The 22965-nt window shown below is 35.8% G+C and carries 17 protein-coding genes; 10 read left to right on the forward strand and 7 right to left on the reverse strand.

Annotated features, from left to right (window positions below; all coding sequences use genetic code 11):
• Nucleotides 1-181: 181 nt before the first annotated feature.
• Complete coding sequence (gene argH / locus OZP07_RS12355) at nucleotides 182-1462, forward strand: argininosuccinate lyase (protein ID WP_281635308.1); 1281 nt, start codon at nucleotides 182-184, stop codon at nucleotides 1460-1462.
• Nucleotides 1463-1526: 64 nt separating this feature from the next.
• On the opposite strand, the gene OZP07_RS12360 is transcribed toward argH, so the two are convergent.
• From OZP07_RS12360 to OZP07_RS12370, 3 genes are all read right to left on the reverse strand, one after another.
• Nucleotides 1527-3185: an IS1182 family transposase gene (locus OZP07_RS12360; RefSeq protein ID WP_349293670.1), complete on the reverse strand. Its 1659-nt coding sequence runs from the start codon at nucleotides 3183-3185 to the stop codon at nucleotides 1527-1529.
• A gap of 117 nt (nucleotides 3186-3302) precedes the next feature.
• On the reverse strand, nucleotides 3303-4343 hold the full coding sequence (capA, locus tag OZP07_RS12365; protein ID WP_194641274.1) for a cysteate synthase: 1041 nt from the start codon (nucleotides 4341-4343) through the stop codon (nucleotides 3303-3305).
• 72 nt (nucleotides 4344-4415) lie between these two features.
• Complete coding sequence (locus tag OZP07_RS12370; protein ID WP_281635309.1) at nucleotides 4416-6476, reverse strand: S9 family peptidase; 2061 nt, start codon at nucleotides 6474-6476, stop codon at nucleotides 4416-4418.
• 138 nt (nucleotides 6477-6614) lie between these two features.
• Between OZP07_RS12370 and OZP07_RS12375 the strand changes: the two genes are divergently transcribed.
• Nucleotides 6615-6935: a YbaB/EbfC family nucleoid-associated protein gene (locus OZP07_RS12375; RefSeq protein WP_194641276.1), complete on the forward strand. Its 321-nt coding sequence runs from the start codon at nucleotides 6615-6617 to the stop codon at nucleotides 6933-6935.
• 109 nt (nucleotides 6936-7044) lie between these two features.
• Here the strand turns inward: OZP07_RS12375 and OZP07_RS12380 are convergent, their stop codons facing one another.
• Entirely contained in the window at nucleotides 7045-8070 is a 1026-nt protein-coding gene (locus tag OZP07_RS12380) for a threonine aldolase family protein (protein WP_281635310.1), read from the reverse strand.
• A 182-nt stretch (nucleotides 8071-8252) separates the two neighbouring features.
• Between OZP07_RS12380 and prfB the strand changes: the two genes are divergently transcribed.
• The 5 genes from prfB to OZP07_RS12405 all read left to right on the forward strand — a co-directional run bounded on the left by prfB (nucleotide 8253) and on the right by OZP07_RS12405 (nucleotide 15688).
• Nucleotides 8253-9351, forward strand: a protein-coding gene (gene prfB / locus OZP07_RS12385; RefSeq protein ID WP_281635311.1) for a peptide chain release factor 2 whose coding sequence is annotated in 2 segments (ribosomal slippage) — nucleotides 8253-8315 and nucleotides 8317-9351 — 1098 coding nt in all. Because the reading frame shifts where the segments join, the coding sequence is not laid out codon by codon here.
• 526 nt (nucleotides 9352-9877) lie between these two features.
• Nucleotides 9878-11542 (forward strand): alpha-glucan family phosphorylase, encoded by a 1665-nt coding sequence (glgP, locus tag OZP07_RS12390; protein WP_194641279.1) that lies wholly within the window; start codon nucleotides 9878-9880, stop codon nucleotides 11540-11542.
• Between the two features lie 230 nt (nucleotides 11543-11772).
• Nucleotides 11773-13401: an acyl-CoA carboxylase subunit beta gene (locus tag OZP07_RS12395; RefSeq protein WP_281635312.1), complete on the forward strand. Its 1629-nt coding sequence runs from the start codon at nucleotides 11773-11775 to the stop codon at nucleotides 13399-13401.
• A gap of 171 nt (nucleotides 13402-13572) precedes the next feature.
• Complete coding sequence (locus OZP07_RS12400) at nucleotides 13573-15168, forward strand: S41 family peptidase (RefSeq protein ID WP_281635313.1); 1596 nt, start codon at nucleotides 13573-13575, stop codon at nucleotides 15166-15168.
• A gap of 88 nt (nucleotides 15169-15256) precedes the next feature.
• On the forward strand, nucleotides 15257-15688 hold the full coding sequence (locus tag OZP07_RS12405) for a DoxX family protein (protein ID WP_281635314.1): 432 nt from the start codon (nucleotides 15257-15259) through the stop codon (nucleotides 15686-15688).
• A gap of 89 nt (nucleotides 15689-15777) precedes the next feature.
• Here the strand turns inward: OZP07_RS12405 and OZP07_RS12410 are convergent, their stop codons facing one another.
• Together OZP07_RS12410 and OZP07_RS12415 are read right to left on the reverse strand one after the other, a co-directional pair.
• The gene (locus OZP07_RS12410; RefSeq protein ID WP_194641284.1) at nucleotides 15778-16833 is read right to left on the reverse strand and encodes an AMP-binding protein; all 1056 of its coding nucleotides are present in this window, start codon (nucleotides 16831-16833) and stop codon (nucleotides 15778-15780) included.
• A 36-nt stretch (nucleotides 16834-16869) separates the two neighbouring features.
• Nucleotides 16870-17781 carry a CPBP family intramembrane glutamic endopeptidase gene (locus OZP07_RS12415; protein ID WP_194641285.1) on the reverse strand — a complete coding sequence of 304 codons (912 nt, stop codon included), beginning with the start codon at nucleotides 17779-17781 and terminating at the stop codon, nucleotides 16870-16872.
• A gap of 106 nt (nucleotides 17782-17887) precedes the next feature.
• Between OZP07_RS12415 and OZP07_RS12420 the strand changes: the two genes are divergently transcribed.
• Entirely contained in the window at nucleotides 17888-18229 is a 342-nt protein-coding gene (locus OZP07_RS12420; RefSeq protein ID WP_194641286.1) for an arsenate reductase family protein, read from the forward strand.
• A gap of 80 nt (nucleotides 18230-18309) precedes the next feature.
• A complete protein-coding gene (locus OZP07_RS12425; RefSeq protein WP_281635315.1) occupies nucleotides 18310-20766 on the forward strand; it encodes a TonB-dependent receptor in 2457 nt (818 codons plus the stop codon).
• 71 nt (nucleotides 20767-20837) lie between these two features.
• On the opposite strand, the gene OZP07_RS12430 is transcribed toward OZP07_RS12425, so the two are convergent.
• Entirely contained in the window at nucleotides 20838-21005 is a 168-nt protein-coding gene (locus OZP07_RS12430; RefSeq protein WP_194641288.1) for a hypothetical protein, read from the reverse strand.
• A gap of 392 nt (nucleotides 21006-21397) precedes the next feature.
• Here OZP07_RS12430 and OZP07_RS12435 point away from each other — a divergent pair, with 392 nt between their 5' ends.
• A complete protein-coding gene (locus tag OZP07_RS12435) occupies nucleotides 21398-22825 on the forward strand; it encodes an L-serine ammonia-lyase (RefSeq protein WP_281635316.1) in 1428 nt (475 codons plus the stop codon).
• Nucleotides 22826-22965: the final 140 nt, after the last annotated feature.

A 22965-nucleotide genomic window follows, 5' to 3' on the forward strand; every position in this document is an offset into this window, starting at 1 on the left:
CGCTATATCTTTCCTGCCGAACCCCGGCAGGAAAGAATACTGCTTCCATCGGGGCTAGGACATTCAGTAAATCAAGAAAATTTGAATTAAAAAAGTACGGACAAGTCGTTTATTTGTCACTGAAAAAATTAAAAACAGTACGGACAAGTCGCAGCTTGTCCCTACGAAATAAAAAAACGATATGAAACTTTGGGAAAAAGGAATACCAACCGACAAACAAATCGAACATTTTACGGTAGGAAATGACAGGGAATTAGATTTGGTTTTAGCCAAATATGATGCTTTAGGCTCTATTGCTCATGCAAAAATGCTAGGTCAGATTGGTTTATTAACTTCTGAAGAAACTGCTTCTTTAGTGCTGGCTTTAGAAGATATTATTGCTGATATAGCAAAAGGCAATTTCGAAATCGAAGACAGCTTTGAAGATGTACATTCCAAAATTGAATATTTACTAACGATAAAACTTGGCGATGCCGGAAAAAAAATCCACACCGCACGTTCCCGTAACGATCAAGTTTTGGTCGATGTGAATTTATACCTCAAAGATGCTGTTAAAGAATTGAAAGAGCAGGTAAAAACGCTTTTCGATTTAATGATGGAATCAGCAGAGAAATACCAAAATGTATTACTGCCAGGCTACACACACCTTCAGATTGCGATGCCGTCTTCTTTCGGAATGTGGTTTTCTGCCTATGCCGAAACCCTGATTGACGATATTACAATGCTTAATGCAGCGCTGAAAGTTGTAGATCAAAATCCGTTGGGTTCTGCTGCAGGTTACGGAAGCTCCTTCCCTATCAACAGAACTTTCACAACCAAAGAATTAGGTTTCGAAACGCTGAAATACAATTCGGTTGCCGCACAAATGAGCCGTGGTAAATCAGAGAAAACAGTTGCTTTTGCAATGAGCAGCGTTGCAGCAACTCTGGCAAAATTCTCAATGGATGTGTGCTTGTACATGAGTCAGAACTTTGATTTTATCGGTTTGCCTTCACATTTAACGACAGGTTCAAGCATTATGCCACACAAAAAAAACCCTGATGTTTTTGAATTGATCCGTGGCAAATGCAACAAAATTCAAGCCCTACCGTATGAAATTACTTTGATCACAAATAATCTGCCTAGCGGTTATCACAGGGATTTTCAATTATTAAAAGAAGGTTTATTCCCAGCAATTCAAAACCTGAAAGCCTGTCTGGATATTGCTATTTTCTCTATTAAAGATATCAAGGTAAAAGATAATATTCTTGCTGATAAAAAATATGATTATCTGTTTACGGTAGATACTTTAAACGAAATGGTTGTTGCAGGAATACCTTTCAGAGATGCGTACAAAGCCGTTGCTGAACAATTGGAAGCCGGTACTTATCAATCACCAAAAGAAACCAAACATACGCACGAAGGCAGTATCAATAACCTTTGTCTGGCAGAAATTAAAAACAAAATGAAAGATTCTTATTAACAAACAGATAAGGATCATTAAATAAATGAATGAAAAAGAGGCTGTCCGAAAAGGGCAGCTTTTTTTATGCAGCAAATTTCAGGAATCGATTTTGAGTTTGTTGATTTATGAAAAAATATTCTGTTACGGTTTTAAAAAGGTAAATTTCGACTTCTATAACTCTATTTCGAACTCGCACAGAAAATTCTATATGAGTCTTGTGTTTTTTATTGTTGTTTGCTACCATTTTTCGAAAATTGTGTCCGATAGCCATCAATAGAAATTCCATTTCTACTTTATCTAATCCTTTGAAAGTAAATCTATTAAATTTATTATTGCTTTTTAGCTGTCCAAAGACAGCTTCAACTTCTATTGGGCGTTTACTTCGATGTTCGAGTCCTTTTTCGCTCATGAGCAGCTCTTTGGCTTGAGCCCTTAATTGGTTTAGGCGGTGGTTTACTTCTATTGTTCTGTTTCCTTTGGCTTTATGGCACAAACTTCTAAGTGGGCATCCATCACATCTTTTTACTTGATAATAAGATACTTGTGATTCGTATCCGTTGGCCGATGTCCGTTTTCCACTGCCAATGTTTTCCATTCTTTGTCCCATTGGACACACATAAAAATCCTGCTGTATATTGTAGAACAAATTCTGGACAAGAAACGGATTGTTCTTCATTTTTTTCTTCTGTTCTTTGTGAAAATAATTATACTTTACATAGGTCGTTATGTCTTTATTTTCAAGCATTTGGTAGTTTTCTTCGCTTCCATAACCAGCATCGGCTACCACTGTTTTGCTTTGTTTTTGATACATTTTTTCAAATTCCTCCAGATGGGATTTTAAAGTCGTAGTGTCGTTAGGTGTTTGATGAATGGTTACGTTGGTAATAAATTGATTTTCAGTAGAAATCTGAGGATTGTATGCAGGTTTTAACTGTCCGTTTTTCATATGGTCTTCCTTCATTCTCATAAAGGTAGCGTCAGGATCTGTCTTACTGTAGGAGTTTCTATTGCCTAAAATAACTAAATCTTTTTCGTATTTTTCAAGCTTTGGCAGGTGTTCTTCCTGAAGCTTTTGAAGCTCTTTGGTTATCTTCTTGTTGGGCTCTTTGAGTTTTTTATTGAGTTCTGATAATTTTTCTTTCAGCTCTTCCGAGTTTATTTTTTTTGGTAATTCTTCCTTGTTAACTTCTTGATTATCTGATAAAATACTGTTTTCGATATCGGATAAGATGCTGTTGATTTTTACTTCGAGTTTTTCTTTGTATTTCTCTATAGAACCCCGCCAGACAAAGGTGTATTTGTTGGATTTGGCTTCCATTTTTGTTCCATCGATGTATTGGATATCCAGACTGACATAGCCCATTTCCACAAGCATTTTGACCACCTCTGCAAATAAATCTTTGATGTTTTCTTTTAGAACCTTTCCTCTAAAATCGTTGAGGGTCCTGAAATCAGGGGTTGAGTTGCCTGAAATAAACATAAAATGTATGTTCTCGGTGAGTGCTTTTGCTATTTTCCGGCAGGAATAAGTGTTGCTCAAATAACTGTAAAACAAAACTTTAAGCATCATTCTGGGATGATAGGCCGAGGTGCCGCCTCCTTTATATTTTTTAAGTATATGGCTTATATCTAATGAATTGACAACCTTGTCAACTAAGCGGACAGGGTGGTTTTCTGAAATTTTATCAAAAATATTTATCGGAAAAAGTTCCGGAGTATTGATCGATTGCGATTTAAATATTACTTTACCATAGCTCGTTTTTTGTGCAACTCTAAGATACTATTTTAGATTAAAAACAGCAAAAAAAAAGGCTGTCCTTACTTTTCGGACAGCCTCTTTTTGATATCTAAAAAAATATTATTTAATAAATTCTATTTTTTGCTCTTCTTCTTCGTTAACACTGTCAAAAAATCCCTGATCGTTCATCCAATCATCACTAAACACTTTACTCATATAACGCGAACCGTGATCAGGAAAAATTGCCACTACATTACTGTCGGCTCCAAATTCCCCTTCCTCTGCATACTGTTTGATTGCCTGCATTACCGCTCCTGAAGTATAACCTACAAATAAACCTTCTTTTCGGGTTACTTCTCTTGCGGAATGAGCACTTTCTTCATCAGATACTTTGATAAATTTATCAATGATATCAAAATCAGTCGCTGAAGGAATCAGATTTTTACCTAAACCTTCTATTCTATATGGGTAAATTTCGTCACTGTCAAATTCTTTGGTTTCGTGGTATTTTTTCAAAACCGAACCAAATGCATCAACTCCAAGTATTCTAATGTTTGGATTCTGTTCCTTTAGATATTTTGCGGTTCCTGAAATTGTTCCTCCAGTTCCGCTGCAAGCAACAAGGTGAGTAATTTTACCATTAGTCTGTTTCCAAATTTCTGGCCCTGTTGACTTATAATGCGCATCAATATTTAATTGATTGAAATATTGATTAATGTAAACCGATCCTTTGGTTTCTTCGTGCAGTCGTTTTGCTACATTGTAATAAGACCGATCGTCATCTGCAGATACGTGGGCAGGGCAAACATAAACCTTCGCACCCAGGCTCCTTAACATATCGATCTTGTCTTTTGAAGATTTTGAACTTACTGCCAGAATACAGTTGTATCCTTTTATAATACTTACCATTGCTAAACTAAAACCAGTATTACCTGATGTGGTTTCGATAATGGTATCGCCTGGCGACAAAATTCCTTGTTTTTCTGCTTCTTCTATAATATACAAAGCAATTCTATCTTTCGAAGAATGACCCGGATTAAAGGATTCTACTTTTGCATAAAAATTACCTTCTAAATTCTCGGTTATATTGTTTAGTTTAATAAGCGGCGTATTCCCTATTAACTCTAAAACATTATTATAAGCATTTATTTCTTCTTTCATAAAAAAATAGTTTATCTGAGAGCATTTTTTAATAGACCCCGATATTATGCAAATCTAACAAAAAAAATCTAATTAGATTTTAATTTTCTCTAAATCTAATAAAAAACTATACTCTTTTGCCAATTCCTTAATTGCTTCAAAGCGGCCAGAGGCTCCGCCGTGTCCTGCATCCATATTTGTATCCAAAAACAAGAGATTATTATCTGTTTTTAAAGCACGTAATTTAGCCACCCACTTAGCTGGTTCCCAGTACTGTACCTGAGAATCATGTAATCCAGTTGACACATACATGTTTGGATATTTTTGCGGCATCACATTGTCATAAGGAGAATAGGACAGCATATAATCATAATATTTCCGAACATTTGGATTCCCCCATTCGTCATATTCTCCTGTCGTAAGCGGAATACTATCATCGAGCATTGTGGTAATTACGTCCACAAAAGCGACTTGAGCGATAACACCATTATACAATTCGGGTGCTGTATTCACTACAACTCCCATCAGCAGACCACCTGCAGAACCTCCTTCGGCATATAAATGCTGCGGTGAAGTATATTTTTCTGCTATTAAAAATTTAGAACAATCTATAAAATCGGTAAAAGTGTTTTTCTTTTTCAATAATTTCCCATCCTCATACCATTGTCTTCCTAAATCTTCACCTCCGCGTATGTGGGCGATTGCAAAAATAAATCCTCTGTCCAGCAGTGTCAGCCGGGTTGATGAAAAAGCGGCATCCATAGAATGCCCGTAAGAACCGTAAGCATACTGAAGCAGCGGATTAGTACCGTCTTTTTTCAGGCCTTTTTTATACACCATCGAAATTGGAATTTTCAACCCATCTTCTGCGGTCGCCCAAACACGTTCTTCAACATAGTTGTTTTTATCAAATTTACCGCCTAAGACTTCCTGCTCTTTCTTAATTTCTTTGGCTTTTGTCTTCATATTAAAATCAATAATTGACGACGGTGTTGTCATAGACTGGTATCCGTAACGCAATATTTCGGTATCAAAATCAACATTGGAACTTGTGTAAGCGGTATACGTTTCACTTTCAAAAGGCAGATAATACTCCCCTTCTCCGCTCCAGGGCATAATCCGGATTTTATTCAGGCCGTTTTCACGTTCTTCTACAACTAAGAAATCTTTGAAAATCTCAATATCTTCCAGCAAAACATCGTTTCGGTGTGCAATAACTTCAACCCAATTGGCTTTTGAAGTTTTATTCACCGGAGTTTTCATCAGTTTGAAGTTCTCAGCTTTATCCTTATTGGTCATAATATAGAAACTGTCTTCATAATGACTAATACTGTATTCCAATCCACGGACACGTTTCTGAAAAATCCTAAATTCACCGTCAGGATTATCTGCTTCAAGAATTTGGTATTCTGTAGTTAAAGTACTGTTAGATTCAATAGCTAGATATTTCTTCGATTTGGATTTTGCAATTTCAACATTGAAAGTTTCATCTTCCTCAAAATACACCAAGACATCATCTGCCTGCTTAGTTCCTAATTTATGTTTAAAAATCTTATCCGAACGAAGGGTGACATCGTCTTGATCAGAATAAAAAATAGTCTTATTATCATTGGCCCAGACAGCGCTTCCGGTAACATTTTCTATTTTATCTTCTAAAATTTCACCCGTTTCCAGATTTTTTATCTGAATGGTATAAATTCTTCTCCCGACAATATCACAGCTGAAAAGTGCCAATTTATTATCCGGACTGATACTTAATGCTCCCAGCTGAAAATAGGACTTATCCTTAGCCATTTCATTACAGTTGAACAGTATTTCTTCTTTTGCGGTAAGACTTTCTTTTTTTCGGGAATAAATTGGGTAATTCTGCCCTTTTTCGTAACGGGTGATATAATAATACCCATTGTAGAGATAAGGAACCGATTGGTCGTCTTCCTTAATTCTGCTTTTCATTTCTTCAAAAAGTGCAGTTTGAAAATCTTTGGTATGGGCCGTTTTTTCCTGATAATAAGCATTTTCCTGATTCAGATAGTCAATAACTTCAGGGTTTTCCCGGTCGTTTAACCAAAAATAATTATCGATTCTGACTTGGTTGAATTTCTTTAATTTCTTAGGGATTATCTTAGCTACGGGAGGTAAACTGTTTTCTGACATTGTTTTCGGTTGGTTTTAACAATCTGATGCAAAAGTAACACAAAGCAATTTTAAAACGGATTCGTTTTTTATCTTATTTAACTTAATTAAAAATCAAATTCAGTAATTTTGTTTTTCAATAATTTAAAAGACAACAAAATGGATTTAATGGGAATGATGGGAAAACTTAGAGAAACCCAGCAAAAAATCGAAGATACTAAAAAACGTTTAGACACCGTGCTTATTGACGAACAAAGCAGCGATAATTTATTAAAAGTGACTTTGACCGCCAATTCAAAAATCAAATCAATCACCATTGATGATTCCCTTTTGGAAGACAAAGAACAACTGGAAGATTACTTGATTTTGGTACTAAACAAAGCCATCGAGAAAGCTTCTAAAACAAATCAAGCTGAATTGGACGCTGTCGCAAAAATGGATATGCCGATGATTCCAGGAATGGACAATCTTTTTAAATAGTTTAGTCCTTAGCCAGAATTTCACACCATAATCAAAAAAGCGAATAAAACTTAACATTAAGTTTCATTCGCTTTTTTCATCTAAGGACTAAATACTAAACAGCTAAGTACTAAATAACAATCTTCTGCAGAGTTTCCAAAACATAAGTATGCATCACTTCTTTATAGTCCAGATGCGTCACGATTCGGAGTTTTCCATGTCCGAGTGAGCTAATTAAAATATTTTTCTCTTTCAGTTTTTCGATAAGCAGTCTTTCGCTAAGCCCTTCACGCACCGAAAAAATCAAAATATTGGTTTCCACTGGTTCGATACTGTCTATCCATGAAAGTCTTGACAATACTGCAGCTATTTCTTTAGCTCTTCTATGATCATCGAGCAATTTGGCGATATTATGATCCAAAGCAAAATTTCCGGCTGCCGCCAAATAACCTACTTGACGCATACCGCCTCCCAATATTTTACGAACCCGCAATGCTCTGTGAATGGTTTCTTTATCTCCTAAAAGCACAGATCCAATTGGTGCTCCCAGTCCTTTAGACAAACAAACTGAAACCGTATCAAATAATGCTCCAAATTCCCTTGGATGCTGCTTTTTGGCAACAACGGCATTCCAGATTCTAGCACCGTCCAAATGAAATTTTAAAGCATTGGCATCACAAACAGCTTTTATTTTTTTTAATTCTTCAAGATCATAGCAGGCTCCGCCTCCTTTATTAGTGGTATTTTCCACACATACTAAACTTGTCAGCGGACTGTGGTAAAACTCCGGATCATTAATTGCACCTGCCACTTGTTCAGCTGTGATCATTCCCCTGTTTCCGTCCAGCAGACAGCAGGAAACTCCGCTGTTGAATGAAACGCCGCCTCCTTCATAATTGTAAACATGAGCATATCTGTCAGCAATTAACTGTTCGCCAGGCTGCGTATGCAGTTTAATTGCTGTTTGGTTTGCCATAGTTCCCGACGGAAAAAAAAGCCCAGCTTCCATACCAAACATTCCTGCCAATCTCGCTTCAAGAGCAATAACCGTAGGGTCCTGCTTATACACATCATCACCCACTTGGGCATTGAACATATACTGCAGCATCTCCAAAGAAGGCTTGGTAATCGTATCGCTTATCAAATTTATTTCCATAATCTAAAAACTATATCCTATTTTTGTAACTCAAAACTAGTAAAATTATTATTAGGAGCTAATCCTGCTATCCGTTATAATCTTTTCTGTTTTTAAGAAAAAACAGAAAAGGATTTTCACTGCTGCCAGGACTAAAAAACTGCTGACCCAATAATTTTGCGATACAAAATTACTATAAATTTATGACAACTACCGAACAAATAAAAGGTATTGTAGAACGCCTTGGTGCGTTGAGGAGGTATCTTTGACGTCGATGCCAAACTTATCGAAATTGCTAACGAAGAAGAGAAAACCTTCGCTCCCGACTTTTGGAACAACGCCAAAGAAGCCGAAGCTCTTGTAAAAAATCTTAGAAGTAAAAAGAAATGGATCGAAGATTACAACAAAGCTGTTGATATGACAGACGAGCTGCAGCTTGCCTATGATTTTTACAAAGATGGTGAGCTTTCTGTTGACGAATTGGACCATCAGTACGCAATTGCTGAAAATCATATTGAAGCGATAGAATTCAAAAACATGCTTTCGGAAGAAGGTGACAGTTTAAGTGCTGTTCTTCAAATTACAGCCGGTGCTGGCGGTACCGAAAGCTGTGACTGGGCTTCGATGCTCATGCGGATGTACATGATGTGGGCTGAAAAAGAAGGTTACAAAATCAGGGAACTGAATTATCAGGAAGGTGATGTGGCAGGAATAAAAACTGTGACACTAGAAATTGAGGGCGATTATTCTTTTGGATATTTAAAAGGTGAAAACGGCGTGCACCGTTTGGTACGTATTTCTCCTTTTGACAGTAATGCCAAAAGGCATACATCATTTGTTTCCGTTTATGTATATCCGCTTGTTGACGACACCATCGAGATTGAAATCAACCCAGCTGACATAGAGATCACAACCGCCCGTTCCAGTGGTGCCGGAGGACAGAACGTGAACAAAGTTGAAACCAAAGTACAGCTGACCCACAAACCCACAGGTATTCAGATTCAGTGTTCGGAAACACGTTCACAGCACGATAACAGAAACCGGGCTATGCAGATGCTTCGTTCGCAATTGTATGAAATTGAACTAAAAAAACAGCAGGAACAGCGCTCTGACATTGAAGCAGGCAAAATGAAAATCGAGTGGGGGTCGCAAATACGCAACTACGTGATGCAGCCTTATAAACTGGTGAAAGACGTAAGAACGGGACAAGAAACCAGTGACGTTGACAGCGTTATGAACGGAAACATTGACGGATTCCTAAAAGCCTACCTAATGATGATGGGACAGCGTGAAGAAGAATAGTTTTCAGTTAATCAATTAACAAATTATAGAAAAAATGCCTTTCAAATCTGAAAGGCATTTTCTTTTACTTGACAAATAGTACGCAAATACCACTAAAACAAACTATTTATCAAGCAACTCAAAAAAATAAGTAACACATTTAAAGTAAAAAAAATATAAAAACATAGAAAAAGAATAAAACTGTTTTTAAACAAATCTTAGCCATTTTTTAACTCTTTAAAATTAGATTCAGACAAAACTGCCGTCATTACATCATTAGACAGGAAAATTTCATAATTCACATCCCGCATTTACTTTTTCCACACCACAAAATACGATTAAGAATAGTGTAAAAAAAATTGCCGTCAAATGACGTCTATGCAATAAAACCAACTTCCCATTTTAAATAAATTATTTCTAAAACGATATCGTTCAAAAAACTGATAAATAACACATTACTGACTTCATATATAGCCTTTAATTCATCAATTTGATAAACAAATTATTTAAATTTGTTTGGCATCAAACTCAAAACTCTTATACTATTATGAGCAATAATTTACCTGAAAAATACAGACATCCCTATACATTTGATAAAAAATATAAAAAATCGGCGGTTTATTTCTCTATGGAATTTGCCATCGACCAATCTCTCAAAATCTATTCCGGCGGACTGGGTTTCCTCGCAGGATCGCATATGCGAAGTGCCTATGATTTGAAACAAAATTTAATTGGAATCGGTATTTTATGGAAAAAAGGATATTATGACCAGTATTTGAAAGAAGATCTTTCGATGGGAGTGCTCTTTAGAGAGAAAAATTACAGCTTCCTCGAAGACACCAATATCAAATTTACCATAAAGATAAACAATCACGATGTCTGGATTAAAGCCTATTTCCTAGATCCGGAAACCTTTGGAACTGTACCGATGTTTTTCCTCTCCACAGATGTACCAGAAAACGATTATCTGGCAAAATCAACTACCTTTAGATTATACGATTCAGATCCAAGTGCCAAAGCTGCTCAAACAATGGTTTTAGGATTGGGCGGAGCCAAACTGCTGGACGCCCTGGACTATGAACCGGACATTTATCATTTAAACGAAGCTCACGCCGTTTCTTCGGTTTTTCATTTGTACAACAAATACAAAAGCGTTGAAAAAATCAGAGAAAAAATGGTTTTTACAACACATACTCCCGAAGAAGCCGGAAATGAAAAACACGATATTCACTTTTTGGAAAACCTTAGTTTTTTTGCCGGGATTCCACTGGAAACCGTTCGGGAAATTACCGGGATCCAAGACAATACTTTCAATCATTCGCTGGTGGCACTTCGTTTAAGCCACAAAGCCAATGGCGTTTCCAAACTGCACGGAGAAGTATCCAGAGATATGTGGAAAGATTTCAGCGGTATTTGCCCCATAACGCATATTACCAATGCTCAAAACAAAAAATACTGGGTAGATCCATGGCTTGATGATGCGCACGCAACTAAAGACAGAGAGGAATTAATCAGCCGAAAAAAGAGACTGAAAACCAAGCTTTTTGAAGTTGTAGCCGATCAAACGGGAAAAATATTTGACCCGGACATTTTAACGATTGTATGGGCTCGGCGTTTTGCAGAATACAAAAGACCCGATCTAATCACCAGAGATTTTGAAAAATTCAGAAGCTTAATGAACGATCCTAAAAAACCAATTCAAATCATTTTTGCAGGAAAACCGTATCCAACTGACTATGGTGCGATTCACAATTTTGACAATCTTACTCATATCAGCAAGGATTTCAAGAATATGGCTGTACTTATCGGACACGAATTAAAATTATCACGCCAGTTAAAAAAAGGAGCCGATGTCTGGCTCAACAATCCGAGGGTAACAAGGGAAGCTTCCGGAACATCGGGAGTAACTGCTGCTATGAACGGTGCGATTAATTTTTCAACCAATGATGGATGGGTTCGTGAATTCAAAGATTTGAATGAAACCAAAAATTCTTTTGTACTGCCGATTGTTGACCATAATTTACCTGTTTACCAGCAGGACCAAATGGATTTGTATAATTTATACCAAATGCTGGAGGAAGAAATACTGCCTTTGTATTATGACAATCCCGATGACTGGTGGGATTTGGTAGAAACCAGTATGAAACAAATTGTACCGTTTTTTGATTCGGCACGAATGGTTGATGAATATTACAACAAAGTTTACAATTAAGAATTTCAATGGTAAAATTCAATTTCAATGACGATGTAAGTTTTGAAATAAGGCAAAAAATTAAATTACAGATACTGAACCTCGTTATTTTCAAAAAATGGCGGGGTTTTATTTTTATATGATTTTAAAGAAGATTAAATTGCTAAAAATTTAAAACAATTTATAGAAACATAATAATTTCAAACGTTTCCTTAAATTAGCCTGCGTCACAAAAAATACTATTTACACTTATGGATTTAAACTTCAATACAAACGAAGATCACAATAAACTTTTACTGTCTGAACTAAGACAAAAATTTGCCAAAGTAAAACTTGGCGGCGGTGAAAAAAGAATCGAAAAACTGCATACCGAAGGCAAAATGACCGCTCGGGAACGAATTGATTATTTATTGGACGAAAATGCAAAATCCATTGAAATCGGTGCTTTTGCAGGCAAAGATATGTACAAAGAACACGGAGGCTGTCCATCGGGAGGTGTTGTTGTAAAAATTGGATACATCAAAGGAAAACAATGTATTGTTGTCGCCAATGATGCAACCGTAAAAGCCGGAGCCTGGTTTCCGATTACCGCAAAGAAAAACCTGAGAGCTCAGGAAATAGCAATGGAAAACCGTATACCCATTATCTATTTGGTTGATAGCGCAGGCGTTTACCTGCCTTTGCAGGATGAAATTTTTCCGGATAAAGAACATTTTGGGCGCATTTTCAGGAACAATGCCATAATGAGCAGTATGGGAATTACCCAGATTGCAGCAGTTATGGGAAGCTGTGTTGCTGGCGGTGCATACCTCCCGATTATGAGTGACGAAGCTTTAATCGTAGACAAGACGGGAAGTATCTTCTTGGCTGGAAGTTATTTGGTCAAAGCAGCCATTGGCGAAAGTATCGATAATGAAACCCTGGGCGGAGCGACAACGCACTGCGAAATTTCTGGAGTGACAGATTATAAAGCAAAGGACGACAAAGATGCTTTGGACAAAATAAAAAACATAGTCGATAAAATTGGTGATTTCGATAAAGCTGGCTTCAGCCGCATCAAGACAAAAAAACCTGCATTGGACGAAAAAGAAATCTACGGCATTCTGCCAAAAGCCCGAAACGAGCAATACGATATGATGGAAATCATCAAGCGATTGGTCGATAATTCAGAATTTGAAGCTTATAAAGACGGTTATGGACAATCATTAATCACAGGTTATGCCAGAATTGACGGCTGGGCTGTGGGAATTGTCGCCAATCAAAGAAAAGTAGTCAAAACCACCAAAGGCGAAATGCAGTTTGGCGGTGTTATTTACTCCGATTCGGCAGATAAAGCGACCCGTTTTATTGCCAACTGTAACCAAAAGAAAGTCCCATTGGTTTTCGTTCAGGATGTAACCGGTTTTATGGTCGGCTCAAAATCGGAACACGGCGGCATCATAAAAGACGGTGCCAAAATGGTGAATGCTGTTTCCAATTCGGTCGTGCCAAAATTCACTGTCGTAGTTGGAAATTCATACGGAGCTGGTAACTATGCCATGTGCGGAAAAGCATTCGACCCACGGCTAATATTTGCCTGGCCAAGTGCTGAACTTGCCGTAATGGGCGGCACTCAGGCTGCAAAAGTTCTGGCACAAATTGAGGCTTCTTCGCTAAAAGGAAAAGGCGAAATTGTGGATGAAGTCAAAGAAGCCGAATTATTTGCAAAAATCAAAGCCCGGTATGACGAACAGGTTTCGCCTTATTATGCGGCCGCTCATTTATGGACAGACGCCATTATTGACCCGCTGGAAACTCGCACCTGGATTTCGATGGGTATTGAAGCCGCCAACCACTCCCCTATTGAAAGGAAATTTAATTTGGGGGTAATTCAGGTTTAGGTTTGTAAACTCATAATTAACTAGTATTTTTAGATTCTTTAACAAAATGTTTTTTTTTAACATAAATTAGCTTTCCAACCATAAGCATAAATTTTATATTTGCAAAAAACAAGCATTTCTATATCGAGTAAGATAAAATTGATTTCACAAAACTCTGTATACGTTTCATTTATGAGGAAAATTCTCTTACTTTCATTTTTCAGTTTACTGCTTATACAATGTACTTCTGTGAAAGAACACAATGAGCATTTGAACGACTTAATACCGGAAAGTGACCTAAAAGAAGACGTCGATTTTACTTATCAAAAACTGCAGCGACTCCAGCCTAAATTGTATTGGTACATTTCAAAAAAAGAACTCGATTTTAAATTCGACAGCTTAAAAAGTACCATTACAAAACCAATGACCAGCTATGAATTTTACAAAAAGCTTAGTCCTGTGGTGTCTTCGATCCGTCAAGGTCATTTGATTGTTTCCCCTTCAGTAAAAATATTAAGCAAATCGGAACAAGAAGCGATTAAAGAACTGGGAGCTGGTCCTTTTTCGCAATTTGAATTTGAAATTCTTAATGACAAAATGTATGTCACTAAAAACAAATCAGACGATGAAGCAATACAGACAGGAGCAGAAGTTATATCCATTAATGACCAAAAAACCAGCGAATTAATTCATGAATATTACACGCTTTTTGCCTCAGACGGATATAACAAAACATTTAAAAGAAAAAGAGTTTCCAAAATGTTTTCTACATTTTACACCAATGAAAATGGCCCTCAAAACAGTTTGAAATATGTTTTTAAACAAAGTGATTCTTTATACACAACATCTATTAAACGAAAAGCGGCACCGAAAAAAGAGGGAAACGGAGCTTTAATGAAAGTAGTTGGACATGAAGCGAAAATTAACTTCCTAACAAGTAAGGATAAAAAAACGTACGGCTATAATGAAAACACGAAAATGAATAATCGTGATTTAAAGTTCATCGAAAAAGACAACAGTATTGCTTTACTTAAAATCAGCCATTTTGCATTAGGAAAACCTTCTCGTTTCTATGAAGAAAGCTTTATGAAAATGCAGCAGTATAAAACAAAAACATTAATAATTGATTTAAGAAATAACCCTGGCGGTTCCTTAAAAGAAATTGAGATTCTATACAGTTATTTATCGGATGCATCTTATGCTTTTACAGATCCTTTTCAAGTGGTTTCAAAAACGGCTCTAATCGAAAAAACACCTTTTAGCAAAGCTCCATTATTTGCAAAATTTTTCATAACTCCTTTTTATGCGCCTTATATGTATCTTAATGTTCATAAAAATGAAGACGGCGATTACTACATTCCTAATTCTGCATCAAAGAGAAAACCAATAAATAAAAATGCATTCAGAGGAAAGATATACGTAATGATAAACGGAGGCACATTTTCAGCGTCCAGTATTATTTCTTCTAATTTAAAAGGATCAAAGAGAGCCACTTTTGTAGGTGAAGAAACAGGCGGTGCATACAACGGAACTGTTGCAGGTATCATGCCGACTGTTAAACTGCCAAATTCTGATATAAAAATAACAATAGGATTAATGGTTGTTGCTCCATCTTATAAAACAGCGCTCGAAGGACGCGGTATTTTTCCAGATAAAGAAATTATCCCAACTCCAGCTGATTTTAAAAGCGGTAAAGATTTAGAACTGAGCTGGATCTTGGAAGACATTAAAAAGAACCCCATAATTTTCAGCGAAAATCAAAATAGCGAAGATATTACTCTAAAATAACGGCATCCATAATTAAAAGCACAAAAAAATACACATACATCATTAATTATTAGTATCTTAGTAGTAACAATTTAAAACTCTTGATATTATGAACAATGTAAAAAGCTTGAATAAGTGGGCCAATGCGCATACTTATTTACCTGTAGATATCCTTAGAATGGCTCTTGGTGTTTTTTTATTTATGAAAGGAGTTTATTTTTTTTCAAACACCCAATATTTAGTTGATTTATTATCACCTATAGACAAGTTTGACAAATTTGGCGGAGGCATGTTCTTGATTCATTATATAGCCCCTGCTCATTTGATCGGCGGTATTTTAATATTCTTCGGGTTATTGACACGCTGGGCCATAACAGGACAGCTGCCTATTTTAATTAGTGCCATTATTATCAACTTTATGGGACAAATGCACCATCAAAATTTACTTTTAGCAATACTAACTCTAACAGTGTGTGTGGGTTTTCTAATTTATGGAAGCGGAAAAAATTCGGCAGATTACTATTTTAAAATGCAACAATAATAGCAATCCGGAATCAGCAGAAAATATCAAAAACGAAAAGAGAGGAACATTGTCCTCTCTTTTTTATTTCCCGAAACTTTACTTAAAGTTTAATTAGCTAATACTAATTTTTTACTTTCTTCTCTCATTATTTTGCCAGTAGCAGTTTCTTTAAATTTAGGTATAAAAATAATGTCTTTTGGTTTCTCATATTTATCCAAAACATCAAATACTGAATTATCAATCTTAATAGTTTCTCCTTCTACATATAAAACCACTTTTTCACCCAAACTATCATCTTGCTCACCATTTACAAAATAACGTCTAGGTATCAATGTCGATAGTTTACCCTCGACCTGCTCCGGCATAATTTTAATACCGCCGCTATTAATTACATTATCAAAACGTCCTAACCAGATAAACTGCGTATCTGAAATTAACTTCACGATATCGTTTGTAACAATTTTTTCGCTTCTGATATTTTTAGCAACAATCTCCAAGCATTGATTTTCATTTATAGAAACTGTAACGTTTGGCAATGTTGTAAATGCTTCTGTACCAATTTTTTTAGCTGCTATATGAGTAATAGTTTCCGTCATTCCATAAGTCTCATAAATCTGGACTGGTAATTTAACCAATTCCTGTTCCAATGATTTATGAACTTTAACTCCCCCAATAATTATCTTTTTGATATTAGTCAGCTTATTGATTGAGTTTTTGGCCTGAAGCGGCACCATAGCTGCAAAATCATATTTTTGATCATTATATTCCAAAGGATGTGAACTAGGCTCTACAAAATCCATATCCAGACCTAGAATAAATGAACGTACAAACATCATTTTTCCTGCAACATAATTTACCGGCAGACAATGCAGCACTTTATTTCCAGGCTCTAGTCCAAAAAAATCTCCTGTTGAAATCGCTGATTGAACCATGGCCTCTTTTTCGACTCTTATTGTTTTTGGTTCACCTGTAGTTCCCGAAGTATACATATCAATATAAGATTTATCATCGAACCAGTCCAGTAAAAAATCTCCGACTGCCTGCTCGAAATCTGCTCCTTCTTTTATAAAACTATAAGCAATTCTGCATAAATCCTCTTTTGTTAAATGATGTCCATTTATTTTAAAATGATTGTGTACGTTTTTGTATGTTATTGCACTCATAATAATATTGATAATTTTATGTTACTTATTTAAAAATCAAATACTTTCTGTCAGTTTTTTTACCCACTCCGTCCATTTGTATTTATACCCAAATATAATCAAAAGCAAAGGATAAATCACTATTACAGGGAAGATAATATCAAATCCGGCTTCAGGTTCTGACACATCTTTAAAAATAGAATACGTCTGAAAAGCAGTCCAATCTGATGTCACTAATAAAGCCCCTATCAAGTTGTTTGCAGCATGAAATCCTAATGCCAATTCCATTCCGTCATCCATTAAAGTCATTATCCCTAACAACAGTCCGGTTCCAATATAATACACCATAATTATATTGCCAATCTTCGAAACTTCGGGATTAGACAAATGCAGTAATCCAAAAATAGCTGAAGTAGCTAACAATGGCAGCCATTTGTTCCGAGACAAATTAGCAAAGCCCTGCATTAAATAACCTCTGAAAATTAATTCTTCAACTGTTGTCTGTATTGGAATCAATAAAGATGCTATAATGAATAAAATTAAAAAGGGAACGGGCTGAAAATTGATTTCAAAATCAGATGGATTTAAATAATACGAAACCAAGGTTGTAACAATGGTAAATACAGACCAAATTGAGAATGAAAACAATACTCTTTTCCAGTCGATTTCCTTTCGGCCGGTAACAATTGAAATAAAAGTCTGCCGATGTAAAAATCGAACTGCAAAAAACACACCGCCCAAAGCAACTACATAGGAAAACAATAAAAGAAACAAATTCAAATTAGGCTCTAAAAAATGAAATACTTCCTCATCTGTCACTGGATATGACTTCCCTTTAAAAGAAGTCTGATATAAAATTACTGCCAGCATAGGCATCTGTCCTAAAAAAGATGCTCCGACAATAATTAATAACCCTAAAAGGTATTTCCAAAATTTATTTTCTTTATCAATTCCCTGCTTTATAAACATTGGTTATTTTTTTCTAAATTATACTTCAAATGGCTTTTCAAATCTTATTTTTGCCGAAACTAAAGTAGCCATTTTTATTTTAGAACAACCCAAAAATGATACAAAAATGATACAAATTTACCATAACCAGCGCTGTGGAAAATCAAGAAGCTGCCTGCTTTTTTTAGAAGAATCAAATAAAGATTTTGAGATTATCAATTACCTTAGCACACCTCCGACAGCTGCCGAATTAACTGTGTTATTAAAACAGCTGAATTTCAGTCCAATTGAACTGGTGCGCCAAAAAGAAAAAATATGGATAGAAAATTTCAAAGGAAAAACACTAACTGACGATCAGATTATTCAGGCAATGGCAGAAAATCCAATTCTTATCGAAAGACCTATCATTGTTAAAGATGGCCAGGCCATTATTGGCAGAGATTTAGACAAGGTTTCTCCTTTCATTTAAACATTAACATAAGTTTAAGAAGCCTAACTTAAACTATTTTCAAATTTCTGCGTCTTACCCAGAAATCTTATTTATTACAAATGAAAAATTTCAAATTTAATGTAGTCCTATTATTTTTACTTTTAGGATTAACCAATTTTGCCCAGCAAAGACCTCCTTCTTTTAACAAAGTTAAGGTTACTGGAAAAATTGTAGACAAAAAAAGTAACCAGCCTTTAGAATTTGCTACTATCACCTTAAAGAATCAAAAAAATCCAAAAGCCATTTCCGGCGGAATTACTAATAACAAAGGAGAATACGAAGCTGATGTTATTCCTGGCGTTTATGACATTACTATCGAATTTATTTCCTTTAAATCAGTCGACATAAAAGGAAAAAGCATAACCGAAAAAACTTCATTAGGCACAATTGCACTTGAAGATGATGCTTCACAGCTGAATGAAGTTGTTGTCCGTTCCGAAAAGTCATCAGTTGAAATAAAACTGGACAAAAAAGTCTATAACGTTGGTCAGGATATGATGGTAAAAGGCGGTACTGTAAGTGATGTTTTGGATAATGTCCCTTCTGTTTCTGTTGATACCGAAGGAAATGTAAGTTTAAGAGGAAGTGATAACGTCCGAATTTTAATTGACGGAAGACCATCTTATGCCGTAAACATCGCAGAAGCATTACGACAGCTCCCTGCTGATGCTATTGATAAAGTGGAAGTAATTACCAATCCATCTGCTCGATATGATGCCGAAGGCGGTTCAGGTATAATCAATATTTTATTTAAAAAAGGTAAAAATCAGGGTTTTAACGGAACTCTTATCGCTTCAACAGGTATTCCTGAAACCTATGGTTTAACTGCCAATGTGAATTATAAAACCGAAAAATTAAACTACTTCACTACTGCTGGTTACAACCACAGAACGAACGAAGGCGGCGGTAAAACGAATTCTCAGTATTTTAATAACGACGGTTCTATTAAAAATTATTTAAATGAAGACCGTGATACAGAAAGAACCAATGATGGTTTTAATGGAAGAGCCGGACTTGAATGGACAGTTGCTCCAAATACCTATTGGACAAATGCCATTAATTATGAAAAATATACAGGCGATTCTAATGATTTGATCAACTACAATAACTATGACGCTTCCCACATTTTCACAGGTTCAACGTATCGTTTGAATACTGGAGATACAGGCAGTGAAAATATCTCCTATACTTCAAACTTAATTAAAAACTTCAACGATAAAGGACACAAACTTACGGTTGATGCTTCTATATCAAGAAATACTGATGACAGCCAAAGTATAATTACAGGTTCTAATAACTACAATAACACCTTAAACAACCAAATTCAAAAGCAAGCACAAATTCAGGCTGATTATGTTCTTCCGTTAGGAGAAGGCAGTCAGTTTGAAGCTGGATATAAAGGAAGTTTTGGTGACTTAAACAACGAATATTACGTTCTTGATGAAAATGGAGCAAGAATCGATAATTTATCAAATACTTTAGAGTACAAAGAAAATATCAATGCCCTTTATACTCAATATGGTTTCAAAGCAAATAAGTTCTCTTATTTATTTGGACTGCGCTGGGAAGACACTAATATCGAAGTTAACTTATTAGAAGCCCCTAAAGATTTCAATACTAAAAAATACAGCAATTTGTTTCCAAGTGCTTTCATCAGTTATGAAATTTCAGATCAAAGTAACTTAACAACAAGTTACAGCAAACGTTTAACTAGACCAAGAGGGCGATTCATGAACCCTGCTGTAAATTATTCTAGCAATGTCAATATTTTTCAAGGAAATCCAGATTTAGATCCTTCTCTAACAGATAAATTTGATTTTGGATACATCAAACGCTGGGAAAAAGTAACTTTTAATACTTCTGCTTATTTTGAAGACACCAAAGATGTTTTCAGCTTTGTACGGTCACCTACAGGTGATGAAGTGAATGGAGTTCCAGTAATCAAAAGCCAGCCTATAAACTTAGGAAAAGAACAAAAATTTGGTTTTGAATTTACCTTAAATTATAATCCGTTCAAAATATGGAGAATAAACAGTAATTTCAATTTATACAATGTAAAAACAACCGGAGAACACAGCTACACGGATACGACAGGAAAACTTGTAGTACAAAATCTTGACAATCAAGCTACCTCTTGGTTTGCAAGAGTAAGTTCAAAATTAACTTTGCCATACAAAATTGACTGGCAGCTGAACGGCACATATAATGGGGAACAAAAAACTGCACAAGGAAAAAACTTAGATCAGTTTTCTATGAATACCGCTTTCAGTAAAGATCTAATGAAAGATAAAGCGACAATTGCATTCAATATCAGTGATATTTTCAACACCAGAAAAATGAGATCATACACCTATCTTGATAATCAAATCTCATATGGCGAAATGCAGTTCCGTAAACGTCAGTTCAATTTATCGTTTACTTACCGTTTCAACAAAGCGAAAAATGAAAGAGAAAAGAATGCTCAGCCTAGAAATGATGGCGGAGGAGATGGCGGAGGCGGCGATTTCCCTGGATAATCTTCTCAGTAGACACAATAAAAAAAGGATTCGTAATACGAATCCTTTTTTATTTTAAAGCAAAAAAAAGACTAAGCTTCTTCTTCTTTTTGTTTTGCTCTCTTTTCTTTATATGCTTCCCAAGTTGCTCCACCTACCCAGTAAGATACGAAACCAACTAAGAAAAACATTAACCAGAATCCCATTGTAAGGATGGTTAAGAAAAGTAAAAAGCCTAAATACTGTTGAAATTCAAACATGTTTTCCGGAATTTTTGAATGTAGCGACAAATATAGGTTTTAAATCTTTTCAGACCAATAAAATCAATAAAAACTACAGCATTTTATCAAAATATTTTTTGTTCCTAAAACTAAGGAATGACTGGCAGGCTTTTAACTAAAGAACAATTAATATTTTATTGGAGCAGAAACATTATAAATTCTAGGAAACACCCGTCCTGCTCTCCACTATATCTTTATTTTTTTTCTTTAAAAAAACAAAACAGCTCTTTCCCTATCTTTCATTTTTAACAATCCAATAAAGCATCAACAAAAACCCATGCTAATATTATCAAATTCACACTTATTAAAACAAAATAGTCAATATTACATAAATTAATAATTATATTTGTTCATCAATAAAATAAAAATTTATGGAAGAATGTATCTCTGTTTTTGATATGTTAAAAATTGGTGTTGGCCCATCCAGTTCGCATACCCTTGGACCTTGGCGTGCAGCAGAACGTTTTTTAAATGAACTCAGAAGCGATTACGACATCAATACTGTCATCAGGGTAAAAGTAGATCTGTACGGTTCTCTTTCATTAACCGGAAAGGGACATGCCACCGATTTGGCAATTATGCTTGGACTTAGCGGCCAAGACCCAGAATACATTCCTATCCAAAATATTAACAAAATCATCAAATCGATTGAAGCCAAAAACGAAATCCATTTGGGAAACCAAATCAATATTCCCTTTTATATTCTTCAGGACATTGTTTTCAATAAAAACTTTCTTCCTTTTCATGCTAATGGATTAACATTTACTGTATATTTTAATAACGAAGCAGAATACAGTTCTACTTTTTATTCCATAGGAGGCGGATTTGTTGTCAAAGAAGAACGGGAAAATGCCCAAAATAAAGTTGCAATAAAATGCGCCTTCCCCTTCCCTATTAACAAAGCAAGCGAACTTTTGGCCTATTGTGCCAAAGAAAATAAATCCATTTCTGAAATCGTTTATGATAACGAAAAATCCATGCGCCCCGAAACAGAAATTCATCACGAATTACTGCGTATTTGGAACACTATGCTGGAATGCATGTATATTGGCTGCCATTCCGAAGGAATACTTCCCGGAGGTTTACATGTACGAAGACGCGCTTTTGACATGCATCAAAATCTGATTGGTCTATGTAATTATTCTACACCGCAGGAATGGCTGGAAGAAATCAGAAAAACCGAAGTAAAGTTCCGCCAGATTCTAAAATGGGTAAGCTGTTTTGCATTAGCGGTAAATGAAGTTAATGCTGCATTAGGCCGGGTTGTAACTGCTCCAACAAACGGAAGTTCAGGTGTAATTCCTGCCGTTTTGATGTATTATTTAGTTATCGAAAACCATCAGGCAGGCGAAAACGAAATCAAAAAATTCCTGATGGTTGCGGGCGAGATAGGCAGTATTTTCAAAAAAGGATCTACTATTTCGGCAGCAATGGGCGGGTGCCAGGCCGAAATTGGTGTTTCCAGTGCGATGGCTGCAGGAGCTTTATGCGAATTATTAGGCGGAAATCCTGCTCAGGTATTAATGGCTGCCGAAATTGCTATGGAACATCATTTGGGGTTAACCTGCGACCCTATTGGCGGTTTAGTACAGATTCCATGTATCGAAAGAAATACTATGGGTGCCATAAAAGCAATTAATGCCGCTGAACTTGCTTTGGCAACTGATGCAAAAAATGCTAAAGTATCTCTTGACAAAGTCATTGATACTATGTGGCAAACGGCCAAAGACATGAATTCCAAATACAAAGAAACCTCCGAAGGCGGACTCGCAATTGCCGTAAATATGGCGGATTGTTAGGTTTAAGAAAGCAGGCAAAAGAATTAAGATAGCAGAAGGCAGATTTTAGAAATATCGAAAATTACAGAAGCATAAAAAAGATTTCAGATAAGATGCTAATATTCTTATTCTGAAATCTTTTTTATCTGTTTATCACAGAC

It is taken from the genome of Flavobacterium marginilacus (assembly GCF_026870155.1).
Lineage (GTDB): Bacteria > Bacteroidota > Bacteroidia > Flavobacteriales > Flavobacteriaceae > Flavobacterium > Flavobacterium marginilacus.

Excerpts from the sequence above, each read along its gene's own strand:
- OZP07_RS12380 (WP_281635310.1), bottom strand. The coding sequence starts at position 8,070 with ATGGAAATAAATTTGATAAGCGATACGATTACCAAGCCTTCTTTGGAG.
- OZP07_RS12400 (WP_281635313.1), top strand. The coding sequence starts at position 13,573 with ATGAGGAAAATTCTCTTACTTTCATTTTTCAGTTTACTGCTTATACAA.
- OZP07_RS12415 (WP_194641285.1), bottom strand. The coding sequence starts at position 17,781 with ATGTTTATAAAGCAGGGAATTGATAAAGAAAATAAATTTTGGAAATAC.
- OZP07_RS12425 (WP_281635315.1), top strand. The coding sequence starts at position 18,310 with ATGAAAAATTTCAAATTTAATGTAGTCCTATTATTTTTACTTTTAGGA.
- OZP07_RS12430 (WP_194641288.1), bottom strand. The coding sequence starts at position 21,005 with ATGTTTGAATTTCAACAGTATTTAGGCTTTTTACTTTTCTTAACCATC.
- OZP07_RS12395 (WP_281635312.1), top strand. The coding sequence starts at position 11,773 with ATGGATTTAAACTTCAATACAAACGAAGATCACAATAAACTTTTACTG.
- OZP07_RS12420 (WP_194641286.1), top strand. The coding sequence starts at position 17,888 with ATGATACAAATTTACCATAACCAGCGCTGTGGAAAATCAAGAAGCTGC.
- argH (WP_281635308.1), top strand. The coding sequence starts at position 182 with ATGAAACTTTGGGAAAAAGGAATACCAACCGACAAACAAATCGAACAT.
- glgP (WP_194641279.1), top strand. The coding sequence starts at position 9,878 with ATGAGCAATAATTTACCTGAAAAATACAGACATCCCTATACATTTGAT.
- OZP07_RS12435 (WP_281635316.1), top strand. The coding sequence starts at position 21,398 with ATGGAAGAATGTATCTCTGTTTTTGATATGTTAAAAATTGGTGTTGGC.
- OZP07_RS12375 (WP_194641276.1), top strand. The coding sequence starts at position 6,615 with ATGGATTTAATGGGAATGATGGGAAAACTTAGAGAAACCCAGCAAAAA.
- OZP07_RS12405 (WP_281635314.1), top strand. The coding sequence starts at position 15,257 with ATGAACAATGTAAAAAGCTTGAATAAGTGGGCCAATGCGCATACTTAT.
- capA (WP_194641274.1), bottom strand. The coding sequence starts at position 4,343 with ATGAAAGAAGAAATAAATGCTTATAATAATGTTTTAGAGTTAATAGGG.
- OZP07_RS12370 (WP_281635309.1), bottom strand. The coding sequence starts at position 6,476 with ATGTCAGAAAACAGTTTACCTCCCGTAGCTAAGATAATCCCTAAGAAA.
- OZP07_RS12410 (WP_194641284.1), bottom strand. The coding sequence starts at position 16,833 with ATGAGTGCAATAACATACAAAAACGTACACAATCATTTTAAAATAAAT.